Consider the following 12,441-nt stretch of genomic DNA (forward strand, 5'->3'; position numbering starts at 1 on the left):
CCGGGACCGGTTTTGGCGGCTTCCACCTCTGGTGTCGACCGCGGGCTCGCGTTGGCCGGCCCGGTCGCTGAGTCCGACTGCGGGCCTGAATTAGCGGCTCTCACCTCTGCCGTCGACCACGGGCCCGCATTGCTCGACCCGGTCGCTGAGTCCGACTGCGGGCCTGAAATAGCGGTCCCCACCTCTGCCGTCGACCACGGACCCACGTTGGTCGACCCGGTCGCCGTGTCCGACTGCGGGCCTGAATTAGCGGCTCCGACCTCTGCCGTCGACCACGTACCCACGTTGGCCGACCCGGTCCCCGGGTTCGACCCGGGATCTGATTTAGCGCTTCCCACCTCTGCTGTCGACTGCCGACCCACGTTGGCCGGCCCGGTCGCTGTGTGCGACTGGGAGTCTGTCTTGGCGGTGCCGAGCGCCGTGGCGGGGCCTGCGTTGGCCTTTCCCATCGTTGTGGCCGGATTGGCGTCAGCCTTGGCCGATGCGGACCCCACCGTCGGCTCGGGGCCGACCTTTGCCGTCTCAGTCCCTGGCGTCGGTTGGGGATCGGACCTGACCGGGCCGACCGCAGCGGTCGACCCGGGCTCGGCCTTGACCGGTCCGGTGCCGGCCGGTGACACGGAGCCATCCTTGGTCGGCCCGGTCCCGGTGTTCGACTCGGGGCCTGCCTTGGCGTCTCCGGTCTCAGGGGCCGTCGAGCTGGTGCCGGTCGCCGGTCCCGTGTTGGGCTGCTGCGGAGCAGAGGTCACTACGGAAACCCCGCCGACGCTTCCTGCCACCGGCGGCGGCGCCGGTGCGTTCGCGTCCGGCTGTGTGCGGTTCGCCGAACCTTGCTGGGAGAAGCCCGGCAGGCCCGTCTTGCCGCCGGCGCTGGTCGGCCCCTCCGAGGGACTGGCTCCCGACGTGTTGCCGGTCCCGGGCGGATTCGTAGAGGGTGCGTTCACGCTCGAGTTGCCGCCGACGGTCGGGTTCGTGCCGGCGGTGTTGGCACCCGAGTTGCCAACGGCCGTCGAGTTGGTGCCTGGGCCAGTACTCGGCGCACTGGTCCCCGAGCTTCCGGCGCTGGTGCCGGGATTCGTGATGGTCCCGGTGCCCGTCGAGTTCACACCGGCGGCGGTCTGCGGCGCCGGGCTCGACTCTTGGGGGCCGTTACCGGCGGCGGTAGCCGGGGCTTCGACGGGCGTCACAGCGCTTGAGCCGTTCGGCCCCAGACCGTCTGAAGTGCCGGGATTCGCCGAACCGTTCACGCTCGGACCAGTGCCCGCGTCCTGGCTCGCCGGGCCTGCCGAAGTTGAACCGGTTCCGGGGTTCGCCGAACCGTTCACGCTGGAACCGGTGCCCGCGTTCTGGCCGGCCGGGCCTGCAGAACCGGTGCCGGGACCTTGACTCGCCTGACCGGACCCCGGGGAACCGGCGCCTGGCCCTTGCGTCCCGGGTCCGGTACCGCTGCCGGGGTTGGCGGCACCAGGGGAAGGTGCGGTCGCACCCTGCTCGACCGCACCTCCCCCGGGGCCACCTTGCGCCGACGGGCTACCCGTGCTGGAACCCACCCCTCCGGTCGAACCTGGACCGCCGGTACCGGTCGAACTCGTTCCGGTTTCGACGCCGGAACCACTCGAACCAACGCCCGCGCCAGAGCCAACGCCTTGTCCCACGCCGGGTGTATCCGCGCCGGAAAGACCAGGCCCTGCGCCGGTCCCAGCCGAGCTGGTCCCGGCGGTTCCGGACTGACCGGGACTGGTGCTGGTACCACCCGTGCCGACGTCAGCTCCCGCTCCTCCGATGCCCGGCGCACCGTTTCCCGCACCGGAAGCCGACGGGCCCGAGCCTGCTCCGTTCGAACCCGGCGCATTTGCTCCCCCCGGAGCGGGTGTACCTGCGCTGGGCCCGGAGTTGTTCGAACCAGAGCCTCCCCCGGTCGAGCCAGGCCCGCCGGAACCAGCCGTGCCCGTCCCGGCCGAACCGGGTCCACCCGTGCCCGCCCCGCCTGGAGCCGGGTTGCCGGAGCCGGCCGCGCTGGCAACGGAATTCGTGCCGCCTGAGCCGGGTCCTCCGGTGCCTGTACCTGCACCGCCTGAAGCAGATCCAACGGAACCTGTTCCGGCGCCGGAGGTACCGTCGCTCCCTGCGCCTGTACCGGCCCCGTTCGAGCCTGGACCACCGGCTCCGGTGCCCGCACCAGAACCAGAACCCGCGCCATTCGATCCGGGATCACCCCCGCTCCCGGTACTCGTAGCAGCTCCGTTCGAGCCGGAACCACCAGCTCCAATGCCCACACCAGAACCCGCGCCATTCGCCCCGGAACCACCCCCGGCCCCAGTACCCGTACCGACTCCATTCGAGCCGGAACCACCGGTTCCCGTGCCCGCGCCGGCACCAGAACCCGCCCCGCCCGAACCGGGAGCACCGGTTTCCGCCCCCGAACCTGCCCCGTTCGAGCCAGATCCACCAGGCCCGGAGCCGGAACCCGGCGCCGGAGGTGCGTCGATCGGGCCGATGTTCGCCTTGTCGAACCCCACGTCGCCGACGTCCTTCGGCCCCGCGTCGCCGGGTCCCGGGCCTCCCCCGGTCAGCTTGTCGTGCAGCGACTCCCCCGCGTGGTGGGCTCCATGGGTCGCCGCGCCGCTGAGGCCTCCGTTCAACGCTCCCCAGCCCAGGCTGTCCAGGTCGCCGCCGAAGGCCGCGGCTCCGGTCAGGCCGACCACCACCTCCGTCGCGGCCTCGTTTCCTGCCTCGCCCCAGACGTTCTTCGAGAACTTCGTGCCGAACTTGCCGTCGATCTTCCCGAGACCGTTGCCCGCGAGATGCGCGAACGCGCCACCGACCGCGCCCAGGGCCGCCGACTGGCCGATGGACTTCCAGTCGAAGCCGTGGCGGTTGCCCTGGGCGATCTGGATGAACTGCGCCAGCATGTCTTCCGCGACCTCTTCGGCCGCTTCCTGCGCCGCCTCGCGGGCGATCCTGGCCAGCAGGCTCGTCAGGCGCTGGACGAGCGTGCGCTGCACCGTCACCACCGCGGTGCGGCCGGCCGCCATGATCTCCGGGACCAGGGGCGCAGTGAACGGATTCGTCAACGCCCACAGCACTTCCGCCGCCGTCACGGCGATCGAGATCAGCATGCCGTACTTGGCGTTCTCGACGTTCAGCGCCTGCTCCCGCAGAGACGCCGCCTGCGCCCGCGCGCGCTGGACGTAGTCCGCGCCCAGCGTGCTCAGGTTGCGCGAAAAACCGGCAAAGTTCTGCTGGACGTCGCCGCCGACGTTCGCCGTCACGTGTTGCGACAGCTGGTTGAAGCCCTGGCCCGCCGCCGCGATGTCGCGCGCCACCTGGTCCCACTCCGCGGCCAGCTCGCGCAGCTTGTCCTCGTCGCCCTGCGGCCAGGCGTCACCCGCGATGATGTAGAAGATCCAGTTCAGGCTGGGATCCACCATCAGGCTCATCGCGGGCTCCGAAACCTAGGCCGTCGGCGGCTTCGAGACGTCTTCCTGCAGCTGCAGGAAGTTCTTCTGCAGGTCGCGCGCCATGTCGAACGCGCCCTGGTCGGCGTCGCGGAACGAGCCCGCCATGTCGCCGATCGCGTCCGACGTGCCGTCGACGGCCTTCGCCCACAGCCGGACGCCGTCGCGGATCTCGCCCACCGCCTTGATGTGCGTCTGGGCGAACGCGTTGCCGTTCTTGTCGTTGCCCGCGGCCTCCGAGACGCGCCCGGAGCTGCCGAGGGCCTGGATGCGCTGCACCAGCGCCTCCAGCTCGGTCGCCTTCTCGCGGTAGCCGTTGCGGCCGGTGTCGAGCCCGTCGGCGTCGACGAAGAACTGGTCAGTCATCCTCGGTCCCTCCTTCGAAACCCGGCACGCGGGCGGCGAACAACGCTTCGACGTCGACCTTCCCGGCCATCAGCTCGTGCGCGGAGAACCCCGGCGGCAGCATCGGCGCGAGCTGTTCGGCTGACGCGTCGATCGCCTGCTGCCGCGCCTGCGCGATGGTCCGGACGATCACCCCGGCCAGCTCGGCCGGCGCCATCCGTTTGTACGCGCTGGTCGGGAACGTCAGCTCGGTGACCTCGCCGGTGCGGCCGACGGTCGCGGTCACCTCGCGGCGCGCGGACGTCGCCGTGCCGGTGGCCTCGTCGATCCGTTCCTTGGCCGCGGTCAGGTTTTCGCGCTGCCGCTGGTACGCGCCGAGCGCGTCCTCCAGCATCTTCTCGTACGGCGATGCCATGACTCCTCCTTCAGCCGACCGAAGCCAGTCCCTGCCCGAGGGCGAGGGGTTCGACGTCCGGCGGGCGGACGCCGCGCAGGTCCGCCGCGGCCAGCGTGCGGGACGCCGCCGTGGCCGACAGCGTGCGGGCGAGTTCGTGCGCGGCGTGCACCGTCCGTTCCGGCGCCGCCGCCAGCTCGTGCGCCAGCGCGTCGCGGACATCGTCCGGGACTTCGTGGCCGCCACGGACCAGCAGCCGCACGGCGATCTCGCCGAGTTCGTCCACTGTGTACTCCCCCAGCTCCCAGACCGCCGGGAACCGGTCGCGCAGCGACGGCACCAGCCCGGCCAGGGTGCGGACGCGGCGCGGCTCGCCGGTCAGCACGACGACCGGGTCCGCGGGCCGCCGTCCGACCGCTTCCGCCAGCGCTTCAAGCACTTCGTGGCCGGAAGTGTGCACAGTGGACTCCCAGTCACCGTCCAAATCGAGCACGAGCACGCCGCCGCTCGCGTCGTCCAACGCGGTGCGGACCAGGTGCTCGGCTTGCCCCGGCCAGCGCGGCATCAGGTCCTCGGCAACCGATCGTCGGACGAGCTGCCCGACGCCGACCAGGCCCAGTTCGGCGAGCCCGCGCGCGTACAGCCGCGCGAACTCCGCCCGGCCCGAGCCGCGCTCGCCGCTGAGCACGACGTTCGCCTCCTGGCCGAGCGGCTGACGTCCGTGCTTGAGCCCGCCGAGCCGGACCAGCAGGCGTTCGGCGTGCTCGCGCACCGTCTTCTGGCCGACGAGCTCGCGCAGCCGGTGCACGCTGTCCGCCGCGCCGACGGCGGCGGCCGGGTCGGTGCCCACCGACACCGCCGCCTGCGCGGCCGCGGGCAGGTTCGCCAGCTCGGCGCGCAGGTCCTCGGCCGTCAGGCGGTTGAGTTCCGAGTCCTTCGACGGCGGCTGCAGCGCGAGGCGCGACGCCTGGTTGTTCACCATGGCTTCGAACAGCTTCCGCGCGACGCGGCCGTTGCCGAACGTCGAGTTCTTCGGCACCCGCTCGAAGTACTCGCGCAGCGCCGTCATGGCGTCGTCGGTCAGCTCGTAGTAGTGCTTGCGGGTCAGGCCGAGGGTGATGGTGACCAGCTCGTCGACGCTGTAGTTCGGGAACTCGATGGTCCGCGTGAACCGCGACGCCAGACCGGGGTTGGACTCGAGGAAGACGTCCATCTGCTCGGAGTAGCCCGCGACGATCACGACGAGCGAGTCGCGCTGGTCCTCCATGATCTTCATCAGCGCGTCGATGGCCTCCTGGCCGAAGTCCGGCCCGGAGCCGCCCGAGCCGGCCGAGAGCGTGTACGCCTCGTCGATGAACAGCACGCCGCCGATGGCCTTCTCGACGACCTCGGTCGTCTTGATCGCCGTCGAGCCGATGTACTGGCCGACGAGGTCCTGCCGCGCGACCTCGACCATGTGCCCCTTGGACAGGATGCCCAGCTCGGCGAGGACGGTGCCGTAGAGGCGCGCGACCGTCGTCTTGCCGGTACCGGGAGGGCCCGCGAAGACGAGGTGACGGCTCATCGGCGGCATCGGCAACCCCATCCGCTCCCGCATCTGGGACATCCGGATGAGGTTGATCAGGCCGGTGACCTCCTTTTTCACCCCGGCCAGGCCGACCAGCGACTCCAGCTCGCCGAGCGGGCCGTCGAGCACCTCGCCCGAGGCCTCGCTGACGCTGGGCTCGGCCGGCGGCAGCGCCTCCGGCTCGGCGCTCGTCGCACCGTCACCTTCGCACTCGGTGAGCGTCACGTTCGCGCCGTCGTCGGCCGAGATGCCGTCACGCACGCGGCAGCGCGACGCCGTGAGCGTGGCGCCGGGCGCGACCACGACCTCGTCGGCGATCTCGCAGTCCTGCAGCTCGGCCGTGCCGGTGATCCGAAAGCCGGTGCCCCGCACGTGGAGGTCGGTGCCGGTCAGCCACGAGGATTCGGTGACCTCGAAGGCGGCGCCCCGGCCGGTCTCGACCGACGCGTCCATGACGTCCAATCGCGACTGTCCGGAAAGGACGATGCCGTGGCCGGCGAGCCGCAGCCCGGCGATCCGGACCGTCGCGGCGCCGGTGACGAGCACGCCGGTCTGCGTCGCGCCCCGCACGGTCGCGCGCTCGAAGTTCGGGGTGGCTTCGCCGTCGGCGAGGATCGTGACCGGCGAGTCCTCGAAGGTGCAGTCGACGAAACGCGGTGACGCGTTGCCGGTGACCTGCACGGCGTTGCGCTCCGCACCGGCGAACACGCATTCGCGCAGCATCGGCGCGGCCGACGCGGCGACGTGCACCGCCTGCATCGGCGCGGAGAGGAACCGGGAGTCCACAACGGACACCCGGCCTTCGCTGGTCAGGTACAGGTCGACGTTCGCGCTGTCGCGCACGGTCAGGCCGGTGATGGTGGCGCGGCCCTGCTGCTCGACGACCATCGCGGGCTTCTCGGCGCCGGTGATCTCGCACTGCTCGACCACCGCGACGGCCTCGCCGTTCACGCACACGCCGTTGCCCTTCGGCTGCCGCACCGCGCACCGGCGCAGCACGACCGAGCCGACCTCGGCGACGACGACGCCCGACGACGCCGTGCCGCTGATTTCGGTGTCCTCGATGGTGCTCTGCGACGCCGACGCGACGACGATCCCGGCGCCGGCAGTGCTGGTCACGGCGCAGCCGCGCAGGGCGAGGGAGCCTTGGAGGCGTGCGAGGAGCGTCGCCCAGGAGGCGCCGGTGACGCGGCAGCCGTCGAGGGCGGCCTCGCCGCGGACGACGTCGACCGCGACGAGCTTGTCGTCCTGCCCGGTGAGGGTGAAGCCGCGCAGCTGGACGGCTTCGGCGTTGGCCACGAGGACACTGCCCTCGCGGGCAACGATCTCGACGTCCCCTTCCGCGACCAGTGAGACCATGCGGTCCACGACGAGGTTCTCCTCGTAGCGTCCGGAGTGGACACTGATCGTGGCGCCCGGCTGGGCCTGCGCGAGCGCGGCGCCGATCGTGGGGTAGGCGCCTTCGCCGCCGACCGTGAGCACCTGTCGGTTCATCAGTTCCGCCTCTCCCTCACACCAGCCCCGGCACGACGCCGAACCGCCCGGCGGCCGCCGGGCCGATCGGTGCGCGGCCGTCGGTCTCGGCCCACATCTCGAGTTCGCGCCGCAGCGACTCGAGGGCCAGTTCGTCGAGCGAGATCCGGTCGGCGGCGACCTTGCCGGTCTCGTCGACCTCGCTCACGGTCAGTTCGCGCAACAGCACGAGCCCGCGCCCGGTGTCCGTCGGCTCGGTGATCTCGAGGACCTTGAAGCTGGTGCCAGGGACGAAGAGCGCGCGGTTGGCGACGCCTTCGGCCGGCTCCAGCAGCTTCGTCCGGCGGGCCGTGACCGACCAGACGAGGATGTCCGTGTCACCGTCCGATGTGGACATCGGGGTGGTCTGCGTGTGCAGGAAACCCCACTCGGTGAGGACTTTGCGGGTCCGGTAGAGCGCCCACTGCGCGGCGGTCGGGCTGGTCGCGAAGGACGCGGGCCCCCGGTGCGACGGCAGCCGCCCGAGCCCGGCGACGACACAGCGCGCGATCGGCACGTGCGGCCCGTTGCGCCCGGCGCGCAGGCCGGCGTCGATGGCCGTGCCCTTCGCCGAGAGGTAGAGCTGCACGGCGACGGCGTCGGTGAGGACGTCAGCCGGCGACGCGGCGAGCGCGCCCTGGAAGCCGGGGTGCTCGGAGAGGATCCGCGCGGCGGCGTTGGACATGAGGCCGTACTCGGCGCCGAGGGACTTGCGCAACCACTCACGTTCCTTATCGACTCCACGTTTGGGGAGAAGGGCGCTGGCCTCGGCTGTGGGGGTGGGCTGGAGCCGGGCGGGGGTGGTGCCGCCGCCCGCGACCTCGAGGGGCGAAGCCGCGGACGGCGGAGTCTTCGGTGCTTGGCTGAGCGGGGCGGGGGCTTCGGCGGCCGGGCCGCTGAGGACTCCGGCGGGCGGGACTGCGGGAGGAGGGGTCGCGGGACCGGCTGGTCCACCGACGACGCCAGCAGGCGGGACCGCGGGAGGCGGAGTCGCGGGAGCGGCTGGTCCGCCGATAGATCCGGCGGGCGGAATCGCGGGAGGCGGAGTCACGGAAGCGGCCTGGCCACCGGCGACACCGGCAGGCGGACCTGCGGGAAGCGGAGTCGCGGGAGCAGCCGGGCCACCGACAACGCCAGCAGGCGGACCTGCGGGAAGCGGAGTCGCGGGAGCAGCCGGGCCACCGGCGACGCCTGCAGGCGGGACCGCGAGAGGCGGAGTCACGCGAGCAGCCGGACCACCGACAACGCCAGCAGGCGGAACCGCGAGAAGCGGAGCTGCGGGGGCAGCTGGTCCGCTGATGGTCTCGGCGGGGGAAACCGCAGGAGTCGGGGGCGTAGGAGCAGCCTGCCTGCCGGCAAGCCCGGCGGGCGGAACAGCAGGAGGCGGGGTCGAAGCGCCTGCCGGACCACCCATGGCTCCGGCAGACGGAGCCGCAGGGGGCGGGGCGGCGGGCGCCGCCGGCGGAACCGCGGAGGCCGGGTCGGCGGGCAGGTCCGTGGCCACGCTGGCCGAGGGTGCCGCGGACCTGGCCGAGAGCACCGAACCGGCTACCGCTTCGCGAACACCGGCCAGGGGAACCGCCGGTGGGGGAAGGGGCGCTGGTGCAGGGGCCTCTTCGGCGATCTTCGCCGGGCCGTCGGGCGGTGGGATCGCGGCCGGGCCCGCCGGGGGCGGGGTGGCCGGGCCGCGGGAAGCAAATCGCGAATCAGGCTCGACACTGGCGCCGGTCGCCGGGCCATCCACGACAGTGTCGGTGGCCTGGCCATCGATGCCACCGCGAGTCGTTGAGCCGTCCCCGTCGGGGTCGGTGGCCAGGCCATCGATGCCGCTGCCAGTCGTTGACCCGTCCACGCCGGTGGAAGACGAGACGACCGCCGCAGCCGCAGCGGGGGTGGCCACGGCTTCCGGTGCGTTCGTGATCACCGGGCCGCCGATGCCCGCAGGCGGGGTTGCCGGCAGCGTGATCGGGCCGCCGGACACCGGCGAGCCCGCGGGGGGTGCGCTGATCGCCGGGCCCGAGACGGCCGACTCCGTGCCAGGCGCCGGCAGCCGGGGCGGGGCGGCCGTCGTGATCGTTGCCGCGATCACCGCTCCCGGGTCCAAGCGCTCCGAGATGCTCATCAGCGGGGCCTCCGCCGGGGCCGTGCCGCCCACCCGGGTCGGGGCCGCCGCCGGGGGAACAGCGGGCGCAGGCGTGGCCGATGGCGAAGCCGCCTCGATCTCCGCCAGCGCCCGGCGCGGGATCGTCGCCCGGGCCCGTTCCGCCAGCAGCGCCGCCGCGGGGAGGATTCTGCTGATGCGACGGGTGTGCTCGTCCAGCCTGGCCAGGACGTCCTCCGCCAGCAGGCGCATGCGCTCCACCGCGTCCGCGCCCTCTTCCGGGACGTCGTAGGTCAGGTTGTGCACCGACGTGTCCAGCGTGACCTCGCGCAGGGCCGCCACCGCCGGGCCGGCCGACGGCGGGCGCAGCAGCAGGCCGGACTGGACGACCTCCAGCACCGCGTCCGGCGAGTACCAGTACACCGCCGGCTCGATCTCCTTCAGACCCTCGATCGGCGCGCGGTGGTCCAGCAGCCGGGGCAGCGGCTGCCGCGGGACGTACGCCAGCTCGCGGGCGAAACTCGCCCAGCCGAGGCCGCCGTCGTAGAGCACCGTCCAGACGTCGAGGTCGTGCGGGGCGCCGATCGGGAGTCCACTGTAGAACCCGACTTCGCGGCCCAGCAGGTCGGCGAGCGCCTGGCCCAGGGTCGTCCCGGCGGGCACCGACATCGGGCCGTACTGGACGAAACGGGCCTTGTGGCGCACCGGCTCCGGCAGGCGCATCCACAGCCGCGCCGCGTCGTCCATCGTCAGGGGCGGGCAGCCCGGGCAGCCCAGGACGATCGTCATCGTGTCCGGCAGCGCCGGCAGGCCGCGGATCAGCGCCGAGCGGTGGTAGCCGAGCTGGCGGTCGAAGCCCACCGGGCGGATCCACAGGCCGCCCGGCAACGGCTCGGCGACGCCGCGGGAGCTCGTCGACGTCAGTTCGGCCGTGACGCCGGAATCCCAGGAGGGACGCGGGAAGCGCTTCGCCTCCCACTTCGGCGGACGTCCGGGCTGGAACCGGACCCAGCCGCTGCCGCGTCCACTGTGGACGAACAGGGCGCCGCCCGCGCTCGGGATCACCGAACCGTCCGGGGCCAGCACCGGGCGGCCGATCCGCTCGGCCAGCCACTGCCCGGCCAGCGCCGACGTCTCCCGCGACCGCCCGCCGATGACCAGACGCACTCCGCGACGCCGCCGCGGCAGCGCCTTGGCCACCGATTCCCACAGGGAGATCGGCGAGTCCACCGGCAGGTCGACGACGACGAGGTCGTGCTCGTCGTCGGCGGCGACGCCCAGCGCGAGCGCCTGCGCCTCCTCCGTCATCCCGGCCGCCGGGTGGACGACGAGGGCGTTGCCGACCGTCTGCTTGCCCAGATCGGTGTCCGGGCCGCCGCGGCGGCGCGTCAGCGAGAGATCCATGGTGACCCTCCCTTTCAGGCTCGGCGGACCGGGGGTGGCGCCTGGACGGCGTGCCCGGTGTGGTGGGCGATCAGGCCGAACACGAAGAACCCCAGCACGATCAGCACCGCCAGCGCCGCGCCGACCAGCAGGCCGGTCCAGGTGCGCTTGGCGGGCACGTCGAGGTGGCTCGCGTCGCCGAGCACGAGGGCCGAGGTCATCCGTCCAATCAGGAACGAATACGCCTCGACGTGGTCCTTCTGCGTCTGCACCATCTCTCAAAGCACCCCGTCTGTGTTCATGCCGTGAGACCGATGGCCCACGCGTACGTCCCGAACAGCTGCAGCAGGATCGGGAGGATCGCGACGGCGCTCAACGTCTCCAGCCAGTTGGCCAGGTGACCCCAGATCGGCAGCAGCCGCCGCGGCGGGGGCCGCAGCATCGCCAGCACCAGCAGGAAGAACACCAGCACCACCCCGGCCGCCGACGCGCCGCGCCAGTCCGGCGTGAGCGGTTCGATCAGCGAGAACGCCAGCAGCACCAGGCCGAGCGCGCCGGCGACGGACAGCGGCACCCGCTGCCACGCCCCGAGCAGGCTGCGCGAGCGCATCAGCACGGCCGCCGCGAGCAGCCCCGCCAGGATGCCGGGGAACAACCCCTGGCCGACCAGGAATGGGAACGAACAGGCGAACACCACCGCCGAGGCGACGCAGGCGATCGTCAGGTAGCCGTCGGCGTACGCGGTCTGCGCGACCATCTTCTCCGCCGGCGCCGGCTCGATGTCGTACTGCAGCTCGTCGGCCGTGCGCGGCAACTGCGGGCCGCGGATGCGGGCGAACCGGATGCCGATCCGGGGCGCGAACACCAGCAGTCCGATGAGGACGGCCGAGGCGAGCGCGGCCGACTGCACCGGCGAGAACTCCGGGCCGTAGTGCAGCCACAGCGTGATCGCGCCGGCGGCCCCGATGGCCACGACCGTGCCGAACGGGACGAACGGCGTGACCGGCGCCCACGCGGCCCGGCCGCCGAGCATCAGCCCGCCCGCCAGGCCGAAGGAGAGGCAACCGGACAGCATCGGCGCGGTCTGCAGGTCGAACGCCGGCCCGACGCCCGCGACGGCGACCGCGCCCGCCACGAACGCGAACCCGCAGCCGCCCAGGCCGAGCAGCGTGATCAGCCCTTCGTCGTCGGAACGGACACCCGAGCCGACGGCCGCCACGAGCAGTCCCAGCGCGACGACGGCCGAGCCGATCGCGGAAAGCCCTTGCGTGCCCGGATAAAGCAGCACTCGGGCCAGTACCAGCAGGGCCGCGACGGAGAAGCCGAGGAACAGGAACCGGTTGAACTCGGGCTTCCAGCGGCCGGCCTGGCGGCTGACGGCGGTGGCCATGCCGTCGGCGATGTCGTCGAAGTCCAGCTCCGGCAACGGGTCCAGCCGGGGACGGAGGTGGAACTCCTCCCCCTCCTGCCAGTCGAGCGACTCCGGCGTGCCCGCCGGGTCGAGCGGTGCCTCGCCGAGGCGCTGCAGGACCCACGAGTCGCCGAGCTCCTCACGGCCGCCGGTGTGCCGCAGCAGCACCGGCAGCAGGCTCGTCACCGGGATGCCCATCGGCACGGCCAGGTCGGCGCGACCCTGCGGCCCGTGCACGGTGATCCGGCACAGCTCGCCCTGCTGCATGGC

General features: G+C 72.7%; 8 protein-coding genes. 2 read left to right on the forward strand and 6 right to left on the reverse strand.

Going from position 1 to position 12,441, the window contains the following annotated elements; all coding sequences use genetic code 11:
• Window positions 1–402: 402 nt before the first annotated feature.
• Together ACGFMK_RS37620 and ACGFMK_RS37625 are read left to right on the forward strand one after the other, a co-directional pair.
• On the forward strand, window positions 403–1,386 hold the full coding sequence (locus tag ACGFMK_RS37620) for a hypothetical protein (RefSeq protein ID WP_392773745.1): 984 nt from the start codon (window positions 403–405) through the stop codon (window positions 1,384–1,386).
• Between the two features lie 1,464 nt (window positions 1,387–2,850).
• The gene (locus ACGFMK_RS37625) at window positions 2,851–3,195 is read left to right on the forward strand and encodes a hypothetical protein (protein ID WP_392773747.1); all 345 of its coding nucleotides are present in this window, start codon (window positions 2,851–2,853) and stop codon (window positions 3,193–3,195) included.
• A 260-nt stretch (window positions 3,196–3,455) separates the two neighbouring features.
• Here ACGFMK_RS37625 and ACGFMK_RS37630 read toward each other — a convergent pair whose 3' ends face one another.
• The 6 genes from ACGFMK_RS37630 to eccD are packed head-to-tail and all read right to left on the reverse strand — an operon-like array spanning window position 3,456 to window position 12,438.
• The gene (locus ACGFMK_RS37630; protein ID WP_392773749.1) at window positions 3,456–3,824 is read right to left on the reverse strand and encodes a hypothetical protein; all 369 of its coding nucleotides are present in this window, start codon (window positions 3,822–3,824) and stop codon (window positions 3,456–3,458) included.
• Window positions 3,817–4,218, reverse strand: coding sequence for a YbaB/EbfC family nucleoid-associated protein (locus tag ACGFMK_RS37635; RefSeq protein ID WP_392773750.1), 402 nt, complete (start codon window positions 4,216–4,218; stop codon window positions 3,817–3,819). The genes ACGFMK_RS37630 and ACGFMK_RS37635 overlap by 8 nt, the downstream gene beginning before the upstream one ends.
• Window positions 4,219–4,228: 10 nt before the next feature.
• The gene (locus ACGFMK_RS37640) at window positions 4,229–7,258 is read right to left on the reverse strand and encodes a right-handed parallel beta-helix repeat-containing protein (protein WP_392773752.1); all 3,030 of its coding nucleotides are present in this window, start codon (window positions 7,256–7,258) and stop codon (window positions 4,229–4,231) included.
• Between the two features lie 16 nt (window positions 7,259–7,274).
• Entirely contained in the window at window positions 7,275–10,781 is a 3,507-nt protein-coding gene (locus ACGFMK_RS37645; protein WP_392773754.1) for a hypothetical protein, read from the reverse strand.
• Window positions 10,782–10,795: 14 nt separating this feature from the next.
• Entirely contained in the window at window positions 10,796–11,035 is a 240-nt protein-coding gene (locus ACGFMK_RS37650) for a type VII secretion protein EccB (RefSeq protein ID WP_323330618.1), read from the reverse strand.
• Window positions 11,036–11,058: 23 nt separating this feature from the next.
• A complete protein-coding gene (gene eccD, locus ACGFMK_RS37655; protein ID WP_392773772.1) occupies window positions 11,059–12,438 on the reverse strand; it encodes a type VII secretion integral membrane protein EccD in 1,380 nt (459 codons plus the stop codon).
• Between the last annotated feature and the right edge of the window lie 3 nt (window positions 12,439–12,441).

The sequence above is a fragment of the Amycolatopsis sp. NPDC049252 genome, from assembly GCF_043197175.1.
Taxonomy (GTDB): Bacteria; Actinomycetota; Actinomycetes; order Mycobacteriales; family Pseudonocardiaceae; genus Amycolatopsis.